This is a genomic window from Flavobacterium sp. (assembly GCF_024305175.1).
Taxonomy (GTDB): domain Bacteria; phylum Bacteroidota; class Bacteroidia; order Flavobacteriales; family Flavobacteriaceae; genus Flavobacterium.
The window spans coordinates 14,592-41,115 of record NZ_JAMWYY010000019.1; the positions used below are offsets into that span (position 1 = coordinate 14,592).

The window sequence follows — 26,524 nt, forward strand, 5'->3', positions numbered from 1 at the left end:
TATAACATGAAAATCAACAAACTTTTATTAATGGCTTTTGCAGGTTCGTTATTCTTCGTATCCTGTAGCAGTGATGATGATTCTTCGTCAGATGGGCCTAAGGGCAATTATGACAATGGTGTGCTTATACTCAATGAGGGTGGATTCCAGCAAGGCAATTCTACTATTTCATTTCTGTCAAAAGATAATATACTTCAGAATAATATCTTCAGCACTGTAAATGGTACCGATTTAGGCGATACAGGGCAGGATATAGGCCTTAATGGTGAATATGCTTACATAGTAGTGAACAACTCTCACAAAATAGAGGTGGCTAACCGTTACACTATGGAAAAAGTAACCGCTATAACTAATGGTTTAGACAATCCGCGTTATATAGCTTTTGAAGACAACAGGGGCTATGTTACCAACTGGGGCGACCCTAATGATACACAGGATGATTTTGTTGCTGTTATAGATCTTTCTACTAACACGGTTACTGCAACTATACCTGTAGCAGAAGGGCCTGAGCGTATTATTGAAGAAAACGGCAAACTGTATGTGGCACACAAAGGCGGATATAGTTATGGTAATACTATCAGCGTTATTAATGCAGCTACCAATACCGTAACAGCAACAATAGCAGTAGGGGATGTGCCGGATGCCATTGAAGAACAAGATGGCAGGCTGTATGTTATGAGCGAAGGAAAGGCTGCATGGTCTGGTACTGAAACAGGCGGCAGGCTCACGGTAGTTAACCTTTCTGATAATAGTGTTGTAACAACATACAACTTAGCACAGACTGCCCACCCTTCCAATATGGTAATAGAAGATGAAAAGCTGTATTATACTGTAGATTCTGATATATATGTAATGAACCTTACGGATAATGCTTTGCCATCTACTCCGCTGTTCAGCATAGCTGATCAGGGTGTTTATGGTATTTATGCATTAGAGGTTGAAGACAACAGGATTTATATAGGCGATGCGGTTGATTATAACTCAAACGGTAAAGTATATATTTACTCTTTAACCGGTATGTTACAAAACTCTTACACTGTAGGGGTTATACCCACAGGTTTTTATTTTAATGATTAAGTGTTGGGTTTAAGATACCTGTTGCTGTAGCGGCAGGAAACAGGAACGGCTGCCATTGGCAGCCGTACTTTTTAAAAGCTTTTTTATTTATTGTAAATCTTTAAGCAGGTTAAGCCCTCCGTCCGGAGTATCTTCTATATACATTTCGGTACCAAAGCGCCTCATGTTCTTAGAGTCTTTAAACAGTTTTGTATTTTGGTTTTGCGGAAAGAAACCAAATCTTCCGTTGCCGTTTATCATGTTTATGGCTGCTGCAAATAATGGTTCCTCAGGGCTGCCTAACACGCCAAGGTTATCAAAATCTTCTTTAAGCAGTAAATCAGGCTCCAGCCCCGAGCTATATTCGCCAAAGCCTTCGGCATTAATAATTTTTAATACTATAGGCTGCATGGCATAAGTATGAGAACCGCTAACGTTATTCCTTGAAAAGTTAGGGGAGTCATACAACGTAACCGAACCTACATTTTTACCGGTGGTTACATCGCCTATAACCACAACATCTATATAGGGCCTCAGGCAGTTGATTATAAGTTCACTTGCCGAAGCGGTAGAGCGTGTGGTAAGTATATATACCGTGGTAAGGTTAAGATTATTAATGGCAGTGCCGTTTGATAGCTGATTTGTGAAACGGTCCTGTAAAGCCGCAGGATTTTCATCTTCAAAATAAGCCTGCAATTTAGGGTTCCATTGCTCCTGTGCAAAAATGTCGTCATTAAACTGCCCGGTAATCATACTGGCAAGATAAGTAGCAGTCCTTACAGAACCACCGGAGTTATACCTCAGGTCAAGCACAAGCTCATTAATGCCCTGCGCCTTTAGCTGGCCTATGGCAGCATTAAGCTCATCATCATAATTACTGAAAAAGCCGTTATACATCAGGTAGCCAATAACTTTTTCATCTTCTGTAACCACATTGGTGGTATATACAGGGTTTTCGGCATACTCCGCTTTGGTAAGCGTTACCGATTCATCTGTAGGTGTAATGTTACCGCCATTATAGGTAGCAAGGTTAAGCGTATAGGTATCGCGGCTGAGTAACGACTGGTAATTATCTACATTAAGCGCAGTACCATCTACAGCATAAAAAATATCGCCCCGCTGAATGTCTTTGCCTGCCGCGTCTGAATCAGGCAATATATACCTTACATAACCAAAAATCTGCGTTTCGCTGTTAGGGTAATATACAAGGCCAAACTCTACACCATTGCTTTTAACCACACCCTGCAAAGCACTTTCAAGTACCCTGTAATCTGAAAATATTACGCTGAAGCGGTCTATTTCACCACGCTGATACAGCAGGTTATTAAATAAAGATTCAGGAGAAGAAAATCCTTCAAGATAGTCATTAAGCTGTGCCTGGTTGGCAAATCGGTCATCTGCCAGTTCAGGCACTTCGGGCTGCCACAGGTAGTAAAGGTTAAGCCCTTTCCAAATAAAATCATTAACAGGTACCGCATTGTCATCCATGTCTTCGCACCCCTGAAATGCCAGTGCCGAAACTACCAGTGCAGCCAGTAATATCTTTATCTTTTTCATTAATCGCAATTATTAGTTTCTTAATAAGAACGTAAATTTAATATTTTTAATGTAACGTGTAACAAAAAAATACATGCCTCGTCTTGCTATTATAAACCGGTAACAAACTAACCCGTAAATGAATCAGTCAGAATTCATAAAAACCATAAACCCTTTTAAAGACAGGTTATTTCGCCTGGCGAAAAGGCTTTTGGTTAGCACCGAAGAGGCTGAAGATGCCACGCAGGAGGTTTTGGTACGGTTGTGGAACAACAGGGGTAAGCTAAAAAGCTACAACAGTGTAGAGGCACTGGCGGTAACCATAACAAAGAATTACTGCCTGGACCAGCTAAAAAGCAAGCGTGCTACAGAAATGCGGATTGTGCATTCTAACTATACAGACAGGGATGCAGGTTTGCAGCAGCAGGCAGAAGACCGCGACAGCTGGAGCTGGGTAGAAAAGATTATGGATGAACTGCCGGAGCAACAAAAGATAATTGTGCAGCTAAGGGATATAGAGCAGTATGAATTTGAAGAAATTGCAAAAATGATGGATATGAACGAAACGGCGGTGAGAGTCGCCCTGTCGAGAGCAAGGAAAGCAATAAGAGAAGAACTCACCAAAAAACACAGCTATGGAATTAAAAACAATTGAAATACTACTGGATAAATATTTTGAAGCAGAAACCAGTACTGCCGAAGAAAATGTGCTTAAGGCCTATTTTTCTTCTGCCGGGGTGGCGCCGCATCTGGAGCAGTACAGGCCAATGTTTGGATATTTTGCCGGAGAGGCAACACAAAAATTTGAAAAAACCGTACCATTAAAAACTAAAAGACGTAAAGTAGCGTGGTTATCGGCAGCAGCAGGTTTTGTATTGCTATCGGGGCTTATTGCCCTTCTTAACAGGCAGCCGGAGCCATCGGGCGCGCTTGGCACTTATGACGATCCTGAAGTAGCCTTCAGGGAAACGCAAAAGGCGCTTAACATGCTTTCCAGCAATGTAAATGTTGGTGTTGCAGGCATGGGGTACCTTCACGAATATGAAAAAACTAAAGACAAAGTTTTTAAAGACCATCACAATCAAAAATCAAAAAGCAAGAAAAAATGAAAAAATTTATAATTACCGCCGCATTAGTTGCCATGCCTTTACTGGGTTTCGCACAAAAAGAATTTGACAAGTTTGAAGATAAAGACGGGATAGACTCTGTAATTATCCGTGAAAAACTGATGGATATGCTGGGCGATATAGAGATTTCCGGTACGGAAGAGGCCAAGGGTTATCTTGACAATGTAAAGTCTATGGAAAGCCTTAGGGTATTTACCACCAAAGACAGGCAATATGCATTGGATATGGAAACTACGGTTGCTTCCTATCTTAAAAAGAAGCGCATGGAAGAGCTGATAAGCATAAACAGCGATGGCAAAAATTTGAAAATATACACTGCGTCGGGAACTGAGCCATCTGATATTAAAGAACTACTTTTGCTCTCTAAAGATGCTAAAGAAAATGAAGTTGTTCTTGTAACATTTGTGGGCGACATAAGCCTGAAAGATAAAAAGAATATTAATTAATACCTGGCAACAGGTTTGTATACACATAAAAATGAAGAAGATATTTTTTGTACTGACAATTATGATGATGCCTGTATTGCTGGCTGCGCAATCAGCTTTTGATAAGTTTGACGGCAAAGACGGGGTAACTGCTGTTATTGTAAATAAAAAGATGTTTGAGCTTATGGGCAATGTAAAGCTGGATGCCAAAGATAAAGAGGCCCAACAGTACCTTAGCCTTGTTAAAAAGCTGGACAACCTTAAAGTATTTACCACTACTGATGCTAAAGCAGTAGCAGACATGAGGGCAACTGTTAGCTCTTACCTTAAAAAGTATCCGCTGGAAGAGCTTATGCGCGTTAATGACAGCGGCAGGACGATAAAAATATATGTAAAGTCGGGGGCCAGATCATCTCAGGTTTTAGAGCTGCTTATGTTTATTGACGGCGGTAAAGATGATACGGTACTGATGTCGCTTACCGGTAATTTTGACCTTAGCGAACTTTCTGTACTAACCGATAAAATGAACCTGCCGGGCGGTACAGAGCTGCGCAAGGCATCTAAAAAATCTAAATAATGAGAATAGCTGTTTTTATTGCAGGTTTACTGGCAACACTTTTAACATCGTGCAGTAACGAGCCATCGCTGCAAAAGTATTTTGTAGAGCATACCGAAGAAAAGAATTTCATGACGCTTGATATTGCGCCTAACCTCCTTAAGTCTGACAGTATAAAGCTGTCTGCTGATGAAAAGGCCGCATTAGAGTCGGTTAAAAAACTTAATGTGTTGTTCTTTCAAAAAGATTCATTAGGCACCAATGCACCACAATATGAAAAGGAAAAGAAAAATGTAAAAGAGCTTCTTAAGGATGAGCAGTATGATGAGCTGATGCACTTTGGCTCTAACAAAGCAGGGGTATCTGTACATACTGTTGGTGAGAATGACGATATAGACGAATTTGTGCTTTTTATGCATCAGGAAGAAAATGGCTTTGGTGTAATACGGGTGTTAGGAGATAACATGAACCCAAACCATGCTTTACAGATGATGGAACTTTTGCAGAAAGGAAACCTCAATATAGAACAGTTTAAGCCCATACAGGAAATGATGGTACCTAAACAGTAATCATTCTGTAATAAAAAAGTGGCTGTATCAACTTGTGTTGGTACAGCCACTTTAGTTTTATATATGTTTCAGCGTTTGTAAAGGCTGTGGGTGCCGTTTAATATGCTTATTGCAGTTTGCACCTGCTTGTCAATATCTTTAATGCGGGCAATGCTGTAAATCAGCGTTCTCTTTTTGCCGGGAGTAAAGGCATCAAATCTTTTTTTGGCTTCATCATCCTGTGCCAGGAGTGCTTCAAGCACTTCAGGAATTTCAACACCAAGAGGGTCAGGATCAGTTTCAATGGTATATTGCACTATATTACCAGGCTCCCTGTTAAGCGTCTTCATGTGCTTACCGCTAATGATTATAAAGTAATTGCCGTTACCCATGTGGTTAAGCCCGCATCTTAAAACCAGTTTATCATCAAGTGTGCAGATAAGCCTCGTTTTCTTTTTTTCAGGCAGTTTTTCAACAATGGCGGCATCAACGGTTAGGTAAAAGTAGCCGCCCTTGTTTTTAGGGAGTTTCTCAACCTGCTGCTTACCCTTATCCACTATCATTATTTAGCTTCTCTGTAATACTTCCACGGCACTATAAGCATACCAAAGCATTCGCCGTCTCCTTTGCCCAGATGCTTGTGGTGCATTTTATGGGCCCTTCTCAGTGCTTTTGCATAACGGTTATTAGCATTCCTGAATATTTTAAAGCGCTGGTGTATAAAAATATCATGCACTAAAAAATAAGTAAGCCCGTAAGCAAAAATACCGAGGCCTATTGCAAGGCCTATATCCAGTATATTATTCTTCCACAACAGGAAGAAACCAATACTTACCAATGCATAAAAGATAAAAAAGGTATCGTTGCGTTCAAACCACGATTCGTGGTCTTTGCGGTGATGGTCTTTGTGCAGGCTCCATAAGAAACCATGCATAACATACTTATGCGTAAACCAAGCCATAAACTCCATCATAAAGAAGGTAAGTACAAAAACCAGTATATAAATCCACATAGTTATTTTTTTAAACGAAATTAAAGCGGCAGTCTAAATAGCATTTAGCAAGTAAGCCCACCTTTTGGTAATCCGGTACACGTATTCGTGTAGACCTTATTTTTAACGGCGGGGTGTTCTTTAGCTTTTTAAGGAGCTTTTTGTAATATACATAAGCTGTATATACCCCGAACTTCGCCTCTGCAGGCAGCATTATTATACCTTTAAAACCTTCATTAAGGTCGGCTTCAATTTCTTCAATTATCTGCCTTTTTATATTATCATCCATTTCCTGAAGGTTAAGTGCCGGGAAATAATTCCTGTCAAGCCCTTCTGTATCGTCTTTAAGGTCACGCAAAAAGTTAATCTTCTGGAATGCAGACCCTAATCGCATTGCAGGCTCCTTCAGTTGCTCGTATTTTACTTCATCATTGCCCGTAAACACTTTAAGGCACATAAGACCAACTACATCTGCCGAGCCGTAAATGTACTCATTATATTCTGCAACATTTTTATAATCTTTCTTGTAAAGATCAGCCCTCATGCTTTTCATAAAGCTGTCTATAAGATGCCTAGGTATCTTATACTTTGCCACCGTATGCTGAAAAGCATTAAGCACAGGGTTTAGGCTTATCCCGTCACGAAGGGCATTATCCATATCATTTTCAAACAGCGCAAAAAGCTGCTCTTTATCATAATCATGAAAAGTATCCACTATTTCGTCGGCAAGCCTTACAAAACCATAAATGTTATATATGTCCTGCCTTATGCGCGGGCTAAGCATGCGCACAGCAGCCGAAAACGAAGTGCTGTAGGCCCGCGTTATGCTCCGGCTGCATTGGTTAGAGATGGTGTCAAAAATTGCTTTCATAGTGTTTCTTTTACAGTTACCTGTGGTTCTTTTGTCAGTTGTTTGGCTATCAATCCTGCAGCCAGTTTACCCGAAATAAGGGCAGGCGGTACACCAGGCCCCGGCACGGTTAGCTGCCCGGTAAAAAACAGGCCTTTTACTTTAGGGCTTTTAAGTTTTGGCCTTAAAAAGGCAGTTTGCAATAATGTGTTGGCAAGCCCGTATGCGTTGCCTTTATATGAGTTATAATCTTCAATAAAATCATTTACGCAAAAAGATTCTTTAAAGATGATATGCTGTTTTACAGCTTGTCCTGTTAATGATTCCAGGCGTGTCATTATTTTTTCAAAATATTTCTCTCTTAATTCTGCCGTGTCTTCTATGCCAGGAGCCAGCGGTATTAAGAATATAGCAGCCTCTTTGCCTTCAGGAGCCGCATTAGCATCGGTCTTAGACGGAAAACTGGCGTAGAACAACGGTTCATCGGGCCACCTTGGGTTGTCATAAATATCTTTTGCATGTATATCAAAATCGGTGTCAAAGAATAAGGTATGGTGCTCTGCGTTTTCAATCTTCTTGTCAATGCCTACGTAAAACAGCAGCGATGATGGCGCAAATGTGCGTTTTTCCCAATAGTTTTCGCTGTAGTTCCTGTATTGTTCATCAAGCAGTGTTTCGGTATGGTGATAATCAGCTCCGCTTACAATAAGGTCGGCTTCAATTTTCTCTCCGTTAGCAATAAGCCAGGAAGCATTACCGTTTTCTACACCAATTTTTTCTATTGCTGCATTGGTAACCATTTTTACGCCAAGCGATGTTGCCAGTGTTACCATGCCTTTAATAACACTATACATACCGCCTTCGGGGTGCCACGTGCCCAGACCGAAGTCAGCATAGTTCATAAAGTTATAAAAAGATGGTGTATCTGATGGCTTTGCACCTAAAAAAAGTACAGGAAATTCTAATATCTGTACCAGTTTTTTATTTTTAAAGCGTTTGCGTACATCTTTTGATATATTCCCAAAGAACTGCCCCAGCTTCATCATTGTTTTTGGGGTAACTAATTCCAGCGGAGATTCGCCCGGCCTGTACACCAGGTCTTTTATAGCGATGTCATAATTGCTTTTAGCCTCATCAAGAAACTGTTGCAGTGCTTCACCGCTATCAGGTTCTATGCTTTCAAATGTTCTTACTATTTCATCGGGGTTAGCAGCAATATCTATATAATCATGTTCTGCAAAATACACCCTGTATGCAGGAGACAGCTTTATAAGATTATAATAATCTGAAGGTTTTTTATCAAAATCAGCAAAAAAACGTTCAAAAACATCCGGCATCCAGTACCACGTGGGGCCCATATCAAATGTAAATCCGTCTCGCTTTAGTTGCCTTGCCCTTCCGCCAATGGTAGCATTCTTCTCATATATTGTAATATCATGGCCACTTTGCGCCAGATAACATGCAACAGCAAGCGACGAAAATCCGGAACCTATTATTTTTATATTTTTACTCATTTTGTTTATCAAAAATAAAAATTTGTTCAACAAATAAATTATAAACAAATGTTAATTAAAGTTGCAGGCTGAAGTTTTCTATAGTGTCGAAAATTCTTATCCTTTCGTTTAACTTGTCTTCCTGAATGAATTGCCCTATACGCCCAAATATATATAGTTGGGTTTCGTTATCATTCATTACTTCTTGTTTTAATTCATCAATATAGTCATTTACCTGATCCATAGCCGGCTCTACAGTCATGTAAGTTACAAAAGTTATGTTGTCAAAATACTTTTTTACATCTTTAAGGCTTTCCAACGGAACGCTTTCTCCTAAAAAGATGGACTTATAACCATTAAGCGCCAATTCATAATTAATAAACATAAGCCCAAGCTCATGTATCTCATTCATAGGGAGGTAGAGTATAAATATACGGTCGTGCCTGCGTGGTGGCTCTAACAAAAGTTTCTCTATATTAGAGGCCAGTTTTTGTTTTATCAGGAAGCTGATAAAGTGTTCATGTGCAGGTGATATGGTGTTTGTTTGCCATAAAAATCCTATTTCTCCTAATAACGGTATAAAAAATTCATAAAATATCTCCCGGAACGATTTTTCCTGCAAAACAGTATTGTAGGTGTTAAGGAAAAGCGACTGGTCGAAATTCATCATGGCGAGCTTAAAATTATTAAGCACATGGTTGGCCATGCTTTTGTTGCTTAATATCTCTTTTACCAGCACCGGTAGTTTTTCTTCGGGCATTTTGGATATTGCTGAAATTTTATAACCAAAGTTGTGAAGCGTGGTTATATTAAGCAGCTTTTGTAGGTTGCCAATGTCATAATACCGTATATTGGTTTCGGTACGCATAGGCTCCAGTATATTATATCGCTTCTCCCAGATGCGTATAGTATGCGCTTTGATTCCTGAAAGGTTTTCCAGGTCGCGTATATTGAATTTGGTTTTTACGTTGTTCATTGTTTTTGTAAAATGATTAAACAAATATATTGATTAATTTTAACAATTGCATTTTTTTTACAAAAGTTTTTGATAGAGTGCATGTTAGGGCAATTATGCTTTAAAAATACAGTATTGGCAAGGGTAAATATTAAATCTTGTAGTTGAGGGTGTTAAGAAATGCTAAACCCTTAGTAGTTAATATTTTTTTTACGGAAATAAAGTGTATTTTTGCGGCTTCAAAAAAAGATAGATGACGTCCATTAGAAACATTGCAATTATTGCACACGTTGACCACGGTAAAACTACACTGGTTGACAAAATTATGTACCACTGCCAGCTTTTCCGTGAAAATGAAAATACAGGCGACCTTATTCTGGATAACAATGACTTAGAACGTGAAAGAGGTATAACCATTACTTCTAAAAACGTTTCTGTTACCTATAAAGGAACAAAGATTAATATTATAGATACTCCGGGCCACGCCGACTTTGGCGGCGAGGTAGAGCGTGTGCTTAACATGGCTGATGGCGTACTGCTTTTAGTTGATGCTTTTGAAGGGCCAATGCCGCAAACCCGTTTTGTACTGCAAAAAGCAATTGACCTTGGCCTTAAGCCATGTGTTGTAATTAATAAGGTAGATAAAGAAAACTGTACTCCGGAAGAAGTGCATGAAAAAGTTTTTGACCTTATGTTTGAGCTTGGCGCTGAAGAGTGGCAGTTAGATTTTCCTACTGTTTATGGTTCTGCGAAGCAAAACTGGATGAGTACCGATTATAAGCAAAGGACAGAAAATATAGAGCCGCTTCTTGATATGGTGCTGGAGCATATACCTGCGCCTAAAGTATCTGAAGGTACACCACAAATGCTTATTACGTCACTTGACTTTAGCAGCTTTACCGGGCGTATAGCCATAGGCCGCCTGCAAAGGGGTGTACTTAAAGAGGGTATGAACATATCGCTGGTTAAGCGTGACGGTAAAATAATAAAGAGTAAAATAAAAGAACTTCACACTTTTGAAGGGCTTGGCCGTAAAAAAGTAGCAGAAGTTACTGCCGGAGATATTTGTGCGCTTGTGGGCCTTGAAGGTTTTGAGATTGGTGATACTGTTGCCGATTTTGAAAACCCTGAAGCATTAGCAACAATTGCTATTGATGAGCCTACAATGAGTATGCTTTTCACTATTAACGACTCACCATTTTTTGGTAAAGAAGGTAAGTTTGTAACATCAAGGCATATTAAAGACAGGCTTAATAAAGAGCTTGAAAAGAACCTTGCGCTTCGTGTTAACGAAACAGACAGTGCAGATAAATTTATGGTGTTTGGCCGTGGCGTACTTCACTTATCAGTACTTATAGAAACTATGAGAAGGGAAGGATACGAACTGCAGATAGGCCAGCCGCAGGTTATTATTAAAGAGATAGACGGCGTTAAGTGCGAGCCGATAGAAGAACTCACTATAGACCTTCCTGAAAACCTTTCGGGCCGTGCGGTTGAATTTGTAACTGTGCGTAAGGGTGAAATGCTGAGCATGGAGCCTAAAGGTGAGCGTATGATAGTTAAATTCCTTATCCCATCAAGAGGTATTATCGGTTTAAGGAACCAGTTGCTTACCGCTACTGCGGGTGAGGCTATCATGTCGCACCGCTTCCTGGAGTACCAGCCATTTAAAGGCGAGATACCGGGACGTTTAAGCGGTTCGCTTATCTCTATGGAGAATGGTAAGGCTATACCATATTCTATAGATAAGTTACAGGATCGTGGTAAATTCTTTGTAGACCCTAACGAGGATATCTATGAAGGACAGGTTATCGGTGAAAACTCGCGTGGCGATGATATGGTGGTTAACGTAACCAAGACTAAGAAACTAACCAACGTGCGTTCATCAGGAGCTGATGACAAAGCAAGGATTATCCCTGCCATTAAATTCTCTCTTGAAGAAGCGTTGGAATATATCCAGAAAGATGAGTATGTAGAGGTAACGCCTAAGAGCCTTCGACTTCGCAAGATATACCTTAATGAAAATGACAGGAAGCGTTATAAAATAGCGTAAAGTCTTGAGTTGAGAGATAAAAAAATCCCCACGTATTGCGTGGGGATTTTTTATTACACGATATTATTAAAAAAATTATATTTGGCTATCCAATACTATAATTATGAAACATAAATATTTTCTTGTACTCAATTTAGTAATAGTATTTCTTACAGCAACTTCTTATTGCAACGCTCAGATAAAGGAAACTGAGGCTATAGAAATACTACAAAAAATTGATAATGCTATCAGTAATATCAGTACGGTAGTGTACAAAATGGATCGTAAGGATAAATATTTTTCGAAAAGAGATACAATACAGCAAACTGTAATATGCTCTTTACTAATAGCCCCGAAAGACAAATTTAAAGCTTATAATATTTTAGATTTTGAATATAAAGGTGTTGAAGGGCATACTTACGGTCATCGCAAGTATGATGGAAAAAAGGCGCTATGGGTTACATATTTTAATCTTGACTCTCTTAATACAGGGATACCACCAGATATATATACCAAAAAACGGGAAGTAAGAGCCATAGTACAGAATTATTCGAATATGCTGCTACAGGAATATTTTTCTGAGAAAAAACCTTTTATGAGGTATAAAGTATCTGCCGGTATGATTAAAATTGATGAAGAAGTTTTAAATGATGAACCTGTTTATATGCTGGAAATTCACTATCAGGATACTGAAGATTACAGAGATGCGGTTGTAAAACATTATATACGGAAATCTGATTACTTACCAGTTGCTTATTATTCTACAATTAAATTTGAGAATATGGAACAATATATGTACTACGAGGTAGAATATTTAGCTATTAATCCTGACATACCCAAAGATGCGTTTGCTGTTCAGAATAATGAAACATTTAATGCAGAAGAAAGGTACAGAGATTTTAGACAGAAGGCTTTTGCCCGGCAATAATATATATAAATTATAAAGATGAAAAATAAGTTACAGACAATAACTGTGTTATTTATACTCATGGCTATGGTTATTCCCTTTGCTGTATATGCACAAACTAAGAATGCACCTAAATCATTACCCGATATAGAAGTTAAACTGCAAGACGGAGATTCTTTGAATCTAAAAGACCTGAAGGGTAAAGTAGTTTTATTGGATTTTTGGTACAGGGGGTGCTACCCATGCCTAAAGGCAGTGCCGCATCTTATTGAATTGCAGGAGGAGTTTAAAGATGACCTTGTTATAATTGGTATGAATGATTTTGACATTCAGGAAGATACAGCCGATTATTTTACTTATAAAAAAGCTAATTACCGCTCTACCTTTAAAACAAAAGTGTTGCTTTATAAATTATTTAATGTGGAAGGTTTTCCTACTACGCTTTTGTATGATAAAGAGGGAAACCTGATTAAAGCTGATACGGGCTTTAGTGAAGGAATGATGCGCTCTTTACGCCGGGCAGTAAAGAAAACTGTTCAATAGGGTAATGTTACCATGCTAAATACAACAATCCCCACGCAATGCGTGGGGATTGTTGTATACTTGTGTTTATTTATATGAATAAGTCCATTCCCGAGTTAATATTCCATTAAGGTACTCCTTTCGCGTCTTAGGAAGGTCTGCACCATTAAAAGTGTATTCATAATCGGTAACATCCTGACCAATTACAGAACGTTTTAAAAGCTTTGTTGCAATAGCACTTTCTGCACCTGCCAACGCATTTGCACGAAGAACTTCATTCATCAATGGCTCGTTTTTCATACTTTCACTTTGCATAGCTTCATATCCGTCAAAATACTCATGTGTGTTAATTACAAGTCCATCCTTTTTACAGGATAATGCATTTTGTCCGTCATAAGTTACGTCATAGGTGTTAGCTCCGGCAACTTCGCTGTAAACGGCGCCATCCGTATTAAAGTAAAACGTTTTATTTTCAGGTGAATCTCCCAAACGCTCCGCAAGTACCGTATTATTTTGGTCATCATAAGTAAGATTTACATAATATGGCCCCATTGACATATGCATTAGCCTGCGGTAATTGTCATAGTTGTATATATATGTTGAAATAGTTTGTCCGTTTACCGATTTCTTATGTACCCTCATCAGCAAGCCATTGCTGTAATAAGTATACTCATGCTGATGTGTAATGAAATTCGCAGTATTATATACTCTCGTTTTTGAAAGATTTCCTCCTCTATAGTAATAATATGTTTTACTGAAAGTTCCGTCAGGATTATAGCGTTTTTCTTCAATTTCACTAATTTGTGTAGGTGTAGATTCGTTTTTTGAACAAGCTCCACAAGCAAGGACAAAAATTGCTGCAATCAGCAGTTGCATTCTCTTCATAAATTTGATAAAAAATTCTTTAAATAAAAGTTTAGGTGTTTAGTAAATCATTTATTTTTTCATGAACTTGTAGTTGAGTACCTGGTTTTCTACTTTAACCTGTACTAAGTACAGCCCGCTTTGAAGGTCGTTCACATTAACACTGTTACCTTCTGTAATTTGTTTCACTTTTACACCAGTAACAGAATAAACTGTAATTTCTGAAATTGCCTTTCCGGAGGTATTACTAATGTTTAATATATCTGTTGCCGGGTTAGGGTAGAGGCTTATATTCTTCGAAAGGGCCGGTACTGCATCAACGCCCAGTGCAACCGCTGCCTCCAGGTAATCCGGGATTGAATTGCCATTAGTATCATCGTCAGAGGCATCACCGTTGTGGTTATAATCTTCATCAACAGTAAGTACACCATCATTATCATCATCATTATCGAGATAATCAGGAATGCCGTCATTATCAGTATCCAGGTAACTGTCTGTTGTATTCCTGCCGAATACATATTCTAAACTGGTAAGCACTAAATCGCCGTCATCATCATTATCAGCAAAGTCAGGAATGCCGTCACCATCGGTGTCGTCGTTGGCAAGGTTACCATCATTATTCAGGTCTTCATCAAGAGCAGCTACATTATCGTTATCAAATAGCAGGCTGCAATCTACCATGCTAAGTGTTACCGGTAATACAATGCCATTTACATTTGCATACAATATAGTATCTTCAAACGCAACAGTATTTGTATAGGATGTACCAGAAAGAGGGTTTACCTGTTGCTCAGCATCGGCTTCTGTGAGATAAAACATTGCCGAGGTAGAAAGGTCAGCTTCGATTACCGAAAAATCAAAAGTTTCTATACCGTCAGTATCTTCATCACACTTAATGTAACGGTACTGCGGCTCTGCAAATGGCTTAAAACGCCATCCTTCACCTTCGCCAAGGGCAACTTCCCATGCGCCTGTATTTCTTCCCGGTGCTGCAATAGCTTCAAGCCCCGTACTGTTAATAAGCCCTACAAGCGCATTACCTTCCTGCCATGAAGTGCAAAGTCCCTTTTTAGTTATTTGTACATCTATATAATTAATGGTTTCATATATGATGATCTGGAATGTACTTGTTGTTGTGTTACAAGTTGCACCATAATGCGGTTGGTCGGTATAAAGAAATACAGCTTTACGGTAAGGTGCATCACCTGTAACAGACCACGTTATAGTGCCGTTTCCACCAACATTACTGTTATCCATATCGTGGTAACAACCCAATATCGAATTTTTTACAGGAAAATCTTCTGCCGGAATAGGCATAGTCAGTGCATAAGGTGACCATTCATCTACGAGGTCAGTCCGGAAATCGATATAACCGTTAGTACTTACAAGAAACTGGTTATAGGTGTTACCGTAAAACGTAAAATTAAAGGGTAAATCCATCACATCCGTATATACATCATCTGTAGTATGCTGGATAGGCAGGTTTCCTTCATAAACCTGATACGGGATAGATTCTACAGTGTATGGGTCTTGTGCATTTGCGCAAAAAGGCACTATAAGTGCAAACAGAGCAGATTTCAGTAATAATTTTTTGAGGTAGTTGTTTGTCATATTTTTCAGTTCTGGTTTTTTACTATCTCTGTTTAACAGTTTAAAACAGCAATACCCTACTAAAATAAATGATTTATTCTACACACGATAAAATTATGCGGAAATATTTTGCACTACCTTACCATACTAAAATGGCCTTTTACAGTTCGTCCGTCCTGCAGGTTTAATACATACCAGTAATCAGTAGAGGGCAGCTTGTTGCCGTTATAGGTGCCATCCCATCCGAGGCTTAAAGGGTTAACCCCCGCTATAAACTTACCATACCTGTCAAAAATATAAATACGGCTGTTTTCATAAAGTTCTGACTTTATCCCGATAACATTCCAGAAATCGTTAGTGCCATCTCCGTTAGGGGTAAAGAACTTAGGTATAGCCAGTACAGCTACTTCCTGTTGCACAATACCACACCCATTTGTGTCATACACATAAACCGTATGTATGCCCGGAGCTACATTTTCAAAAACATTAGATTCGGTAAATGGCCCTTCCGGTAGGTCGAGGCTGTAAAAGTAGGTAGTGTTTACACCTCCTGTTGGTGAAACCTCCACAGTTATAGTGTTGTTATCTCTCAGGTCTTCTACAATTATATCATCTATAACAGCAACATCAGATGGCGCTACAGTAATAGTACGCAACTTCTCGCAACCATTAATGTTAGTAACCATAACAGTATAAACGCCCGGCTGGTTTATCATTATGTTGTTTGTTGTTGCCCCGTTAGACCATAAATAGCTGTATTGGGACGGATTTGCATTTATACCACTGGTTAATATTATAAAATCCTGTGTGTTGTTACAAACAATAGCTTCATCTTCTATATCAATGTCAGGCAGTTCGAACACAATCAGTTTTATTTCCTGTAATAACGTACATTCATTATTGTTCTCAATACGTGCATAAACACTCTGCTGATATGGTATAACGTTGGTATAATCAGTATCAATCGCGTTTTGCTCTAAAAGCGCATCTGTAGCATTGGCATAATACACAACAGTTTGTACACCGTCTTCAATACCGGCCTCGGTAAGGTCAAAAAAGTGTAAGCCGTCTTCTGTACCATCATCATCGCACGTTTCAAGCACTATTGCAGGCGAAGTGTTTACCGTAGCCTGTAGCAGCAACGGAAGCGCCCTGTGGCATCCTGTCTGGTTGTTGGTTACCCTTACCCAAACTGTTTGCGGGTTCGATGTATTAGTATAGCTACCTGTAATTTCATTTATATCATTTTCGGCATCTGCTTCTGTAGCGTAATAAGCCGTTTCCAGGTCAGGATCCCCGTTAATAAACTGGCTGTCAGCCTCGGTAAGGTTAAATTGTGTAATGCCATCTGGGGCTACACCCAAATCACATTGTACCAGGAAGGCGTTGTTTACAACCGGAGGCAATGCAATTACATTCAGCGTAATCGGCGTAATAGAAAAACAGTCAGCATTGGTGTTATTTACCACACGCGCAAAAATAACCTGCTGGTTAGGAACCGTGTTATAAAAATTCTGACCCAGCGCATTGGTTTGTGCCTGTGCGTTTGCCTGTGTTGTATAATAAGCTGTACTGAAGTTAACTGTGTCCTGAACCAGTGCGGCGGTTACATCATTAAGGGTAAACTCTGCCTGACCATTAGTATTATCTCCGTCGGCATCATCATCACAAATATCAAAGCTGTTGCCGTTAAGTACAGGTGTGTTAGAAACTGCTACAGAAAATGAAGTGGTTGAAAAGCAGCTCCTGTTAGCACGGTTTTGTACCCTTGCAAAAAGCGTTTGCGGATTGCTGGTGTTTACAAATGCAGTTGCATTTACTGCCGAAGTATCGGCATCAGCATTTTCCTGAGAGATATAATATTTAACTTCAAATTCGGTTGCATTTTGCAGGCCGAGAATATTTGTGCTGTTAGCAGTAAGGTTAAAAGTGGCAACACCATTATTATCAGGGTCACATTCGGTTAGTGTTACCGCATTATTGGCAACAGGTACCACATGTATAGTTACCTCATTAGTGGCCGTAAATACCTCTTCATCTTTTGTTATGGTAGCTATAACAGTATAAATTCCGGGTGCCGCATATTGGTGCTGTGGTGCATTTTCAGTGGAAGAAGCACCATCGCCGAAATCCCATACAACAGAGTCAAAATCGCCAAGCGCATCAAGGCTGAACTCTGTAACATCACCAAAGCAGGTATTGGTAAACTCTATATCTGCCGAGAATATAGAGGTTATAAAAGGGGGCAGCCCAAAGGTACATGTCATTGAAAAGGGTAATGAAACACCTCCTGAAACAAAATCACAAGCGAATCCGTCTTCATCAGGTTCATTAATTACATCAAGCTGGTTTGTACCTATGGCCGACCTGTAAATTTTTCCGTTTGGCCCCAATTGTAATCCGGTTGAAGTACCTACCGAAGCAATAAATACTTCTGAGGCAGGGATGTTAGCAGCCTCCAGGTTAAACTGAACCAAAGAAAGGTCATAAGTAACATATAGTTTTTTTGATTCCTTTGAGAACTCCAGCCCGTAAGGGTTTATATTATTTGCTAACTGTAAAGGGTTGCTTACAGTACCGGTTGCGTTATCAAAATTATAAAGGTAAACAGTACCATTAGTAGTAGCACCACCGGAAAATGTACCAATCTGGTTGTGGGCAATGGCGAGCATTTCGCCATTAGGTGAAGCTTTTAAATAGCCTATGGCATTACGCCTGTAACCTGATGTTGGTACATTGGGTGCTATTTGGGTAACAACAGGTGTTGTGTTTACTCCATTAGCTGTAACTTCAAAAGCATAAAAAGAATCAACAAATTGTGTGATAACCCAAAAGCCGGTATTGGTTGAGTTTTTTACAGCCGTGATTTTTTCCGAGCACTTGTACTTCAGGTGTTCTATATTGGCAGGGTTATAGGTAACCAAAGGCTCATTGCGGGTTACAACATCACCAATGCTACCGTTGGCCCCTGTTACAGATAAATCTACTACAGAGTAATTAAAACCATTATTAAAGCCATCATCCTGTGCAGGTACTCCTTCACCTGTGTCACTATATATACCATTAAACTGTGCCGGGTAAACTGCTGCATTTTCATGGTGGGGCTCATCTACAGTAAAAATATAATAAATATTAGGATCTCCTTTTTTAGGAACTATAATACCTGACTGCGTACTAGATGGGTCGCCCAAAAGCCCGGTCCCGGCACCATAGTTGCCGTTGGGCATCAGTATATGGTTCCTGTCCCAAACATTTCGCCCGTCTGTATAAAATAGTAAATTACCATCAGCATCAGATATCGTACTACACCCCTCATTGGTTTGTACCTGTCCGCCAAAAAGCGGTGTAACAGTGCCATCTGCAGAAAACTGAATGCCTCCGCCAAGGCCAAAAAACCAGTTGTTTGCCTCGCCCTGGGCAAAGGTGGAGGTAGCAAACAAAAGCAATAGTAAGGGGGTAATTTTTTTCATGATGATTGGTTAAGCTTTCAAAATTAATAAAATCTTAACGCAAAAAATCTGGCTATAGTGTTAATTGTATGATTTCGATGAGTATTTACCTGATATTGATTAGAATTTAACGAACCAAAGCAAAATGCCCTTTTATTTTACGCCCTGTAGCAAATTCAAGCAAAAACCAATAATCGGTAGAAGGAAGATTTTCACCATTATAGGTGCCTTCCCACCCCATTTCTTTACCCATATAGCTTTTTATAAGCTTGCCATACCTGTCGAATATCGTAATACGGGCATCGGGAAAGAAACGGATATAGTCAACATTCCACACTTCGTTAGAACCATCACCGTTTGGTGTAAAAAAGCGGGGGTAATTCAGCACTGGCGCTTCTATGGTAAATGACGTGCAGTTGTCTTTAGAGCGTACATATATCGTGTATAATCCGGGTTCTAAGTTTTCAAATATGTTGCTGTCAGAATAGGTAATATTGTCCAGTGAAAATTCGAAACCTTCAGGATTGTTTTCCATAGCAATAGTGACAGAATTTTCATTCTCCGTAAAATCAACTATACTCAGGTTATATTCGGTATCAGGTATTGGCAGTATACCAATAATAAATGGCACTATGCCATAGCCAAAACATCCTTCAGTATTCTCCAGCCGTGCCCATATCTCTTCATTAAAATAAGGTTCTGAGTTTATATAAAAACGGGGCAGGGGGTTAATTCCGTTCTCAGCATCCTGCTCACTTGCATGATAAGTAATTGCTGCACTTGTATTGCCATCCCTAACAAGCTCGTTGTTTTGCCAAAGGTCAAATATCTGCAAACCGTTTCCTTCAAAATCACATAACAGTAAATCCTGTGGTGTTCCGGTGGGAATGGTATATTCTATATTTAAAGGGAATGATGTTGTAATATAACATCCTGCAAGTGTATTCTCCATCCGTACATATACAGTTTGCGGATTTGCAGTGTTAGCGTAAGCCATTGGGTTCTCAATTTCATTACCTCCGGTTTCCGCATCCTGGCTTGTGGTATGGTAGGTAATGGCAATATCCTGCTGGCTGCCGGTAAACATTTCTTCATAAATTGTAATGTCAAACAAAGTAGAAACATCGTTTACTCCGTCATCATCACATTTAGTGATGCCAAGTGTAATATTATCAGGGTTATGCAAAACAGGTGCAGTAAAAACATTTATAGTAAAATATGTAATTTCATAACAGCTGCCATTCAATACTTCATAACGTGCCCATATATATTCGGGTGTAAATGCAGCCGAATTCTGGTATTGACTGCCTAAAGCATTGGTGCCGTTTTGTGCATCCTGTTCAGAGGCATAATAACTGATAACAGCTTGGCTATTGCCATTGGCTACAGCACTGTTATTTTGGGAAAGGTCGAAAACCGCAAAGCCTGTTTCGCTGCAACCGTAAAGATTTTGAGGTGTGCCTGCGCCCGGTATAACCTCCAGGATAAAAGAACTTGTAACAGAACATCCGGTTGCACCGTTAGTTGCCATTATATGTATAAGTTGCAGATTTTGAGTATTGGTATAACTTTCAGGATTTGCAATCGGGTTTGGTGAAGGGCTTCCATTTACATCCTCATAGTAGGTAAAAGTAATCCCCTGCTGGTTTCCTGAAAGCAGGGCTTCATTAGCGGTAATATCAAACACAGCTATACCATCCTCATCACCCACATTATCGCAGGTTGTTATTGTAGGCAGCGTTTGCCCCGGTACATTAAACTGCGGGGGCTGTACCGGAGTAATGGTAAAACTCGTAAAATCGGTGCAGCCTTCGGCAGCCTTATCCAGTCTTGCCCATATTGTTTGTGTCGCAAATGCTGTTGTATTTTCATAAAGGGAGCTTATACTGTTCTCCTGCTCCTGTGCATCCTGTAACGATGAGTAATAACTTACCTGTGCATTGGTACTGCCATTGGCAACAGCTGCATCGTTAACAGAGAGGTCAAATACAGCTATACCATCGTCATCGCAAAGGCTCAGGTTTTGCGGTGTTCCCGCCCCGGGGCTGACAGTAATCGTAAAAGTACTTGTAGTATAACAGCCAGTAAAGCTGTTTTCTATTTTTATATGTATGGTTTGCGGATTAAAAACATTGGTGTATTGTTCAGGAAAAGCTATCGGGTTGGGTGCGGGCAGGCCTGCCATATCTTCATAATATTTAAAGAGGATATTTTCCTGATTCCCCACCATGGCATTCTCATTAATTGTCAGGTCAAATATTCTAAACCCATCCGCAGAGCCGTCATTGTCACAAAGCAACAGGTTAGGGGGCAGGTTGCCTTCAGTAGCAAACACAGGTATATATTGCGGATTGATGGTAAAAGTTGCAAAATCAACACAACCCTCATCAGCCTTATCCAGCCTTGCCCATATAGTTTGCTGCTGGTAAGGCACTAAGTTTTGATATAAAGGGCCTATACTGTTAGTGGCTGATTCGGCTTCATCCTGAGAGGCATAATAGCTCACAACAGCATTAAGGCTTCCGTTTGCAGCAGCAATATCATTTTCTGCAAGGTTAAAGGTGGTAATGCCATCATCATCACAAGCATATAAATCCTGCAGGTTGCCTATGCCTGGTGTAACTGCAACAGTATACGTCAGGTTCGAGAAACAGCCCGTAACCACATCTGCCATTCGCATGTAAATGGTTTGTACAGGTTCTGTGTTGATGAATGCCTGCGGATTTTGCAGCGCGTTATCGCCCGTTAACATGTCATTTTCAGAAAGGTGGTAGGTAAGGGCCACACCCGTTTGTGAACCGATAAACATTTCCTGGTAAGCCGTTAGGTCGAATACAGATTTGCCGTCTGCAATGCCGTCATTATCGCATTGCACCATATCCAGCGGAATATTATCAGGATTATTAAAAACAGGTATATCATGAAATGTGGCACTGCCTGTCCATTCAATAGAAAAGTTAGACGCCCCGTGCGGCCTGTCGATAATCAGGTAGTAAATATCCCCATCATTTACATCCATCCACTGCACGAAAGAGTTTCCGTTTGGCCCCAGCCCTTCCGAAACATCAGTTTCAGTGTCGTTCATCCCGGTGGTGTTGTAGCTTAGCCCTGCGGCAAGGGGGTTGGTTGTAGAGCAGCGTATGGCAGTACCCAGGCTGCTACAGGCGGCATCGGGACCGAATATCCAGAAATCGAAATCTACAACAAGGTCGTCAATTTCTTCGGGGGTAAGGGTAAAGCCAAGTGTGCCGCCCTCCTTAATCATGATCTTCAGCCACAGGCTGTTATTTTCGGCACTGAAACAGGCATTTGGCCCGAGTTCCTGTACGCCTATGCCTGTTGCATTAAGGCCGTAGTAGTCGTCATTTCCGCACACAATAATTGCGTCCGGGCAATCGCTTTGAGCGTAGAGGCTGCCGGACGTTAAAATGCACAACCATAAAAGGCGGAAAATACATTTCACGAAAGGATGGCGTTAAATTTTTATAAATATATAAAAATTAACGTATTAGCGCAAAATGTCCTTTTACTAATTTTCCGTTTTCGAGTTCAATAACAAACCAGTAGTCGGTAGAGGGTAGTTTATTGCCCTTAAGTGTGCCGTCCCATCCGCTGCTGTTACCACGGAAGCCTGCCACAATTTTACCAAAACGGTCAAAAACGGTAACAGTGATACCCGGCCTGTTAAACATGTAGGGTATGCGCCATGTTTCGTTAACGCCATCACCGTTTGGTGTAAAGTATTTTGGGTAATCTAAAACGTAAACCGTATCGGTATAAACTCCGCAGCCGTTTTTATCGCGGATAAAAACAGTATACTCTCCTGCTGCCAGGCCTTCAAAAACGGGAGAGTCCTGATACGTAATACCATTCATGGAATACTCATAATCGCCCGGGCCTTGTGGCAGTACCGTAACGGTATTGGTGTCGCTTCCGTTAAAATCGTTAATGTCAAATAAAGCGCCAGTGGCTTTCCCTGTTAATATTACACGGTAGGCTTTTGTGCCTGTACAACCAAAATTATTAGTAACGGTAACGGTATAAGTACCGGGTTCTGTTACAATTATGCGTGGTGTGTTCTGTTCAGGCGTGGTATCCCAACTATAAGACGCAAAGCCATTGCCTGCATCAAGTATTATAAAGCCATCCTCACACAGGTAAATCTCTTCCGCTACAGACGGGTCTCCAAAATAGTAAACAATAACGTCTACCTCTGCAATGCCATAACATTCGCTGCCGTTAAAAATACGGGCATATACCGTTTGCCCTCCGGCTACGGTATTTTCAAAATTCTCAGGGTCAGGTATGGGGTTAACGGCTTCAAGGGCATCCTGCACGCTAAGGAAATATTGCAGTTGCAGGTTGGCCGGAAGGTTCTGTAGTATTTCAGCATCCCTCTGGGTCAGGTCGGTTACATAAAAACCGTCGCTGTTATCATCATCGTCGCAGGTTTCTATGGGCTGCGGACTCGTAACGCCATTTGCAGATGTTGCCAGTGTAACCGTGCTTATTGAGTAGCAGCCATAGCGGTTTTGTACCCTTGCAAAAATTTGCTGGTTAGGTACAGTATTCTCAAAAGAGGTAAGGTTGCCTAAAACATCTATGCCATTTTCGGCATTTTCACGGCTGGTGTAGTAATTAACAATCAGGTCCTGGTTGCCATTTGTTACCAGTGTTGTAGCAAGATCAAGATTAAATGTGGTTAGCCCGTTATTATCGTCATCACACTGAATAAGGGTAGTGTTTACTACCGGTGGCAGTGTTGCGTATTCTATAGTTATTTCGCCTTCTGTAGTGCAGCCTGAGCCTAAATCTATTGCCACACTATACACACCTTCATCAATTACAGTGTACGTTGCATTAGTTTCCCCGTTTATTGTGCTGCCATTTTTAAACCACTGGTAGCCCTGTGCATTGGGGTAGCCGGCATCAAGCACAAGGGTTTCATCTGCACACAGCGGATTATCATTTGCGAGAAGCCTGTCCCTGCCCAAATCGGTAACCACATCAAAGCTGCCACCGCCTAAAAATATAGCAGAGTCATACCTGTAATTGCCTTCATCAGCAATTACAAGCTTTATGTGATAAAGCACACCAGGAGTAACATTTGCCTGGGCTGTAAGCACTGTAGTTTGCCCGTTAAAATTCGTTGGGTGTTCGCTGCCGTTAAAAGCGCCGAAATACTCTTCGTTAACCGCAGGGCAGCCACCCGGTATTTCGGGGTGTACTGATGTTACCTTTACAGGTGTTTGTGTACCGGGAATTACCGCAAGGTTTTGGTAAGGCCCTGTACTTCCTGCTTCGCGCAGCAGGAAAGCAAAGCCATCTGAATAGGTACAGGGTGCCGTATCATGATACTCTTCTGAAGAGAGCATGTAATCAAAGCTTATTTTATTACCTAACGGTATAAAATCAAATTCAAGTACTGTAGCGTTTACCGAGTTGTTAATGTTAAGTGCCGCCTGAAGGTCTATATCGCCAGGCCAGTTCATACCGCCACCATCATCAAGCAAAGAGGTATTCGGGCCTTCTGCCCCGATAGCCCTGCCCGTACTGATGATAATACCATTCTGGAACGGGAAAGAAGAGCCGGCTGCCGTAAAGTAGCCAAAGCTTTGTTCGCCGGTATCATAATTAGCTCCGGATACCGAAAAGTTAGAAACTGATGCACACGGACTGTTTACAAGCACGTCCTGCACCAGTTGCTGTGCGGTATATGTATCGTTAACCTGAATGTATTGTGCTGATGCTGTTATGTATAGCAGCGAAAAAAATAACGTGTAGTAGTATGACAGCCTTGTTTCCATAGCGGCTGCAAAGATACTACAAATCTCTCTTTTTCAATATTCTGTAAGACATAAAAATAAAGAATGCCGTCCAGAATATCACAATTAACACTTCATACCAATGTGTGCCGTAGTACTTTTCGTTCACTGTGCCCGAGTTGAGGTTCTCTAATGCTTTGTAGGCCTGAAAACGGGTAAAAGGTTCTTTTATTAAATTATACATCGCTTCCAGCGGGAAGAAGCCCATAATGCTGTCGGTTATCTCACCGTCTTTAATTATTTTCCAGCGCAGCAGGCCATAAATAATCCATTCTGCAACTTTCCACAGCAATATAAAACCTATTGCAAATGCCGAGCGTTTTATTAATATACCTGCAAACAGGCAGAAAGAGAAAAAGGCAACCAGCTTTATAAAATACCAAAGTATATAACTTACATCTGTAAAAACTATAGATATTTCTGTATAAGAAGAAAAGCTGTAGCCAAGCAGTAACGACATAATAAAAATGAAGATAGTAGAAGCTGTAGCAAATAAAACTACTGTAAGGAATTTTGAGAGCACAAATTCTTTTTTGCTCATCCCATCTATCAGGTTTTGTTTTAAGGTGCCGTAAGTATATTCGTTAGACATCATCGAAACGATAACCAATGCTAAGAACAGTTTAAGTACAGCGGCAATAAAGGTGTTAAAATGCCAGATATAAGGAAAATTAAAGATACCCTGGTCGGCAAGGCGGAAATCTATCCCTATTATTTTAAAGTTGACTGAAGCAAGCAGCGCTATAAAGGAGAGCAGTACAAAATAACCGATTATGAGTACTTTGCTTGCCCTGTTTTTCCAGAGTTTTTGCAGTTCTATAGTTAAAAGGCGTTTCATTTATTTTAGTGTTATTGGTTAGTGGTGGCGGTGTTAGATGTAAGCTGGATAAACTGCTCTTCTAGGCTGTACCTGCGCAGTATAAGGTGTTCTGCGCAAATGCCCTTTTCAAAAAGGTAGCGGTTCAGTTCGCTGCCACTTAGCGGCGCGTTAAGGTATGCAAGCAGCTTGTCTTCGTTCTGCTCTGTAGCTGTAATGGCAGGGTGCCCTTCCAATGCGCTTTTAAGCGTAAGCATATCGGCAGCTTTGAGTTCATAAAAGCCTTCATTAGCTGTCATTCCGCTAACGGTGCCGGTATAAAGCACTTCACCACGGCGCATTACCACAACGTGGCTGCACACTTTTTCTACCTCGTCCAGCAGGTGAGAGGCAAGCAATATAGTAGTGCCGGTGGCGGCAATGTGTTTTATAATGTCTCTTATCTGGCGAATGCCCTGCGGATCGAGTCCATTGGTAGGCTCATCCAGTATCAGTATCTCAGGGTCGTTTAAAAGGGCAGAGGCTATTGCCAGCCTTTGCTTCATACCCAAAGAATAGGTGCGGAACTTACTGTCTTTTCTTTCCAGCAGCCCGACAATGTCCAGCTTTTCATCTACTTTGCTGTAGGGTATGCCTTTAATGTCGCATACCAGTTTAAGGTTTTGGTAAGCGGTCATATACGGGTAAAAGTTGGGGCGCTCTATAATGGCACCAACCTTTTTTAATGCGCTATGGGTATCTAGCCTGCCGCCAAACCAACTGTAATTGCCGGATGTTTTGTTTACAACATTAAGTATAATGCCAAGTGTGGTCGATTTTCCGCTGCCGTTCGGGCCGAGTATGCCGTAAACATTACCTTTTTTGATTTCGAAAGAGGCATTTTTTACAGCGTGTACTGCGCCATACCTTTTATCGAGGTTATTGATGGTTAAAATAGTATCCAAAATAAGATTGTTATAGTTTGTTACTTATTTTGACGAC

Annotated in this window: 22 protein-coding genes; 9 read left to right on the forward strand and 13 right to left on the reverse strand. The window is 40.5% G+C overall.

What is annotated here, in order from left to right; all coding sequences use genetic code 11:
• The first annotated feature begins 6 nt into the window (after window positions 1–6).
• Entirely contained in the window at window positions 7–1,077 is a 1,071-nt protein-coding gene (locus Q0K96_RS06555) for a YncE family protein (RefSeq protein WP_297333206.1), read from the forward strand.
• Window positions 1,078–1,164: 87 nt separating this feature from the next.
• On the opposite strand, the gene Q0K96_RS06560 is transcribed toward Q0K96_RS06555, so the two are convergent.
• On the reverse strand, window positions 1,165–2,613 hold the full coding sequence (locus Q0K96_RS06560; protein WP_297333207.1) for a S41 family peptidase: 1,449 nt from the start codon (window positions 2,611–2,613) through the stop codon (window positions 1,165–1,167).
• 118 nt (window positions 2,614–2,731) lie between these two features.
• Here Q0K96_RS06560 and Q0K96_RS06565 point away from each other — a divergent pair, with 118 nt between their 5' ends.
• From Q0K96_RS06565 to Q0K96_RS06585, 5 genes are read left to right on the forward strand one after another with little or no spacing between them, the layout of a single operon-like run.
• Window positions 2,732–3,247 carry an RNA polymerase sigma factor gene (locus tag Q0K96_RS06565; RefSeq protein WP_297333208.1) on the forward strand — a complete coding sequence of 172 codons (516 nt, stop codon included), beginning with the start codon at window positions 2,732–2,734 and terminating at the stop codon, window positions 3,245–3,247.
• Complete coding sequence (locus Q0K96_RS06570; protein ID WP_297333209.1) at window positions 3,228–3,701, forward strand: hypothetical protein; 474 nt, start codon at window positions 3,228–3,230, stop codon at window positions 3,699–3,701. Before Q0K96_RS06565 ends, Q0K96_RS06570 begins: the two co-directional genes overlap by 20 nt.
• Entirely contained in the window at window positions 3,698–4,165 is a 468-nt protein-coding gene (locus Q0K96_RS06575) for a DUF4252 domain-containing protein (protein ID WP_297333210.1), read from the forward strand. The genes Q0K96_RS06570 and Q0K96_RS06575 overlap by 4 nt, the downstream gene beginning before the upstream one ends.
• A 31-nt stretch (window positions 4,166–4,196) precedes the next feature.
• Window positions 4,197–4,721 (forward strand): DUF4252 domain-containing protein, encoded by a 525-nt coding sequence (locus Q0K96_RS06580; protein WP_297333211.1) that lies wholly within the window; start codon window positions 4,197–4,199, stop codon window positions 4,719–4,721.
• Window positions 4,721–5,269: a DUF4252 domain-containing protein gene (locus tag Q0K96_RS06585; protein WP_297333212.1), complete on the forward strand. Its 549-nt coding sequence runs from the start codon at window positions 4,721–4,723 to the stop codon at window positions 5,267–5,269. The genes Q0K96_RS06580 and Q0K96_RS06585 overlap by 1 nt, the downstream gene beginning before the upstream one ends.
• Before the next feature lie 68 nt (window positions 5,270–5,337).
• On the opposite strand, the gene Q0K96_RS06590 is transcribed toward Q0K96_RS06585, so the two are convergent.
• The 5 genes from Q0K96_RS06590 to Q0K96_RS06610 are packed head-to-tail and all read right to left on the reverse strand — an operon-like array spanning window position 5,338 to window position 9,558.
• Window positions 5,338–5,811, reverse strand: coding sequence for a YdeI/OmpD-associated family protein (locus tag Q0K96_RS06590; protein ID WP_297333213.1), 474 nt, complete (start codon window positions 5,809–5,811; stop codon window positions 5,338–5,340).
• On the reverse strand, window positions 5,811–6,260 hold the full coding sequence (locus Q0K96_RS06595) for a sterol desaturase family protein (RefSeq protein WP_297333214.1): 450 nt from the start codon (window positions 6,258–6,260) through the stop codon (window positions 5,811–5,813). The genes Q0K96_RS06590 and Q0K96_RS06595 overlap by 1 nt, the downstream gene beginning before the upstream one ends.
• A 10-nt stretch (window positions 6,261–6,270) precedes the next feature.
• A complete protein-coding gene (locus Q0K96_RS06600) occupies window positions 6,271–7,110 on the reverse strand; it encodes a phytoene/squalene synthase family protein (protein WP_297333215.1) in 840 nt (279 codons plus the stop codon).
• A complete protein-coding gene (gene crtI, locus Q0K96_RS06605; RefSeq protein ID WP_297333216.1) occupies window positions 7,107–8,603 on the reverse strand; it encodes a phytoene desaturase family protein in 1,497 nt (498 codons plus the stop codon). The genes Q0K96_RS06600 and crtI overlap by 4 nt, the downstream gene beginning before the upstream one ends.
• Window positions 8,604–8,658: 55 nt before the next feature.
• Window positions 8,659–9,558 carry a MerR family transcriptional regulator gene (locus Q0K96_RS06610; protein WP_297333217.1) on the reverse strand — a complete coding sequence of 300 codons (900 nt, stop codon included), beginning with the start codon at window positions 9,556–9,558 and terminating at the stop codon, window positions 8,659–8,661.
• A 232-nt stretch (window positions 9,559–9,790) separates the two neighbouring features.
• Between Q0K96_RS06610 and typA the strand changes: the two genes are divergently transcribed.
• The 3 genes from typA to Q0K96_RS06625 all read left to right on the forward strand — a co-directional run bounded on the left by typA (window position 9,791) and on the right by Q0K96_RS06625 (window position 13,019).
• Window positions 9,791–11,590 carry a translational GTPase TypA gene (gene typA, locus Q0K96_RS06615; RefSeq protein ID WP_297333218.1) on the forward strand — a complete coding sequence of 600 codons (1,800 nt, stop codon included), beginning with the start codon at window positions 9,791–9,793 and terminating at the stop codon, window positions 11,588–11,590.
• A gap of 103 nt (window positions 11,591–11,693) precedes the next feature.
• Window positions 11,694–12,497 carry a hypothetical protein gene (locus tag Q0K96_RS06620; protein ID WP_297333219.1) on the forward strand — a complete coding sequence of 268 codons (804 nt, stop codon included), beginning with the start codon at window positions 11,694–11,696 and terminating at the stop codon, window positions 12,495–12,497.
• 18 nt (window positions 12,498–12,515) lie between these two features.
• Entirely contained in the window at window positions 12,516–13,019 is a 504-nt protein-coding gene (locus tag Q0K96_RS06625) for a TlpA disulfide reductase family protein (RefSeq protein WP_297333220.1), read from the forward strand.
• A 66-nt stretch (window positions 13,020–13,085) separates the two neighbouring features.
• Here the strand turns inward: Q0K96_RS06625 and Q0K96_RS06630 are convergent, their stop codons facing one another.
• The 7 genes from Q0K96_RS06630 to Q0K96_RS06660 all read right to left on the reverse strand — a co-directional run bounded on the left by Q0K96_RS06630 (window position 13,086) and on the right by Q0K96_RS06660 (window position 26,487).
• Complete coding sequence (locus tag Q0K96_RS06630) at window positions 13,086–13,640, reverse strand: hypothetical protein (RefSeq protein ID WP_297333221.1); 555 nt, start codon at window positions 13,638–13,640, stop codon at window positions 13,086–13,088.
• Window positions 13,641–13,934: 294 nt separating this feature from the next.
• Entirely contained in the window at window positions 13,935–15,473 is a 1,539-nt protein-coding gene (locus Q0K96_RS06635) for a T9SS type A sorting domain-containing protein (RefSeq protein ID WP_297333222.1), read from the reverse strand.
• A gap of 113 nt (window positions 15,474–15,586) precedes the next feature.
• Entirely contained in the window at window positions 15,587–18,922 is a 3,336-nt protein-coding gene (locus tag Q0K96_RS06640) for a T9SS type B sorting domain-containing protein (protein WP_297333223.1), read from the reverse strand.
• Between the two features lie 106 nt (window positions 18,923–19,028).
• Window positions 19,029–22,364, reverse strand: a complete 3,336-nt coding sequence (locus Q0K96_RS06645) for a T9SS type B sorting domain-containing protein (protein ID WP_297333224.1) — start codon at window positions 22,362–22,364, stop codon at window positions 19,029–19,031.
• Window positions 22,365–22,401: 37 nt separating this feature from the next.
• Window positions 22,402–24,708, reverse strand: coding sequence for a choice-of-anchor L domain-containing protein (locus tag Q0K96_RS06650; protein WP_297333225.1), 2,307 nt, complete (start codon window positions 24,706–24,708; stop codon window positions 22,402–22,404).
• 16 nt (window positions 24,709–24,724) lie between these two features.
• Entirely contained in the window at window positions 24,725–25,564 is an 840-nt protein-coding gene (locus Q0K96_RS06655) for an ABC transporter permease subunit (protein WP_297333226.1), read from the reverse strand.
• An 11-nt stretch (window positions 25,565–25,575) separates the two neighbouring features.
• Complete coding sequence (locus Q0K96_RS06660; protein ID WP_297333227.1) at window positions 25,576–26,487, reverse strand: ATP-binding cassette domain-containing protein; 912 nt, start codon at window positions 26,485–26,487, stop codon at window positions 25,576–25,578.
• Window positions 26,488–26,524 lie beyond the last annotated feature (37 nt).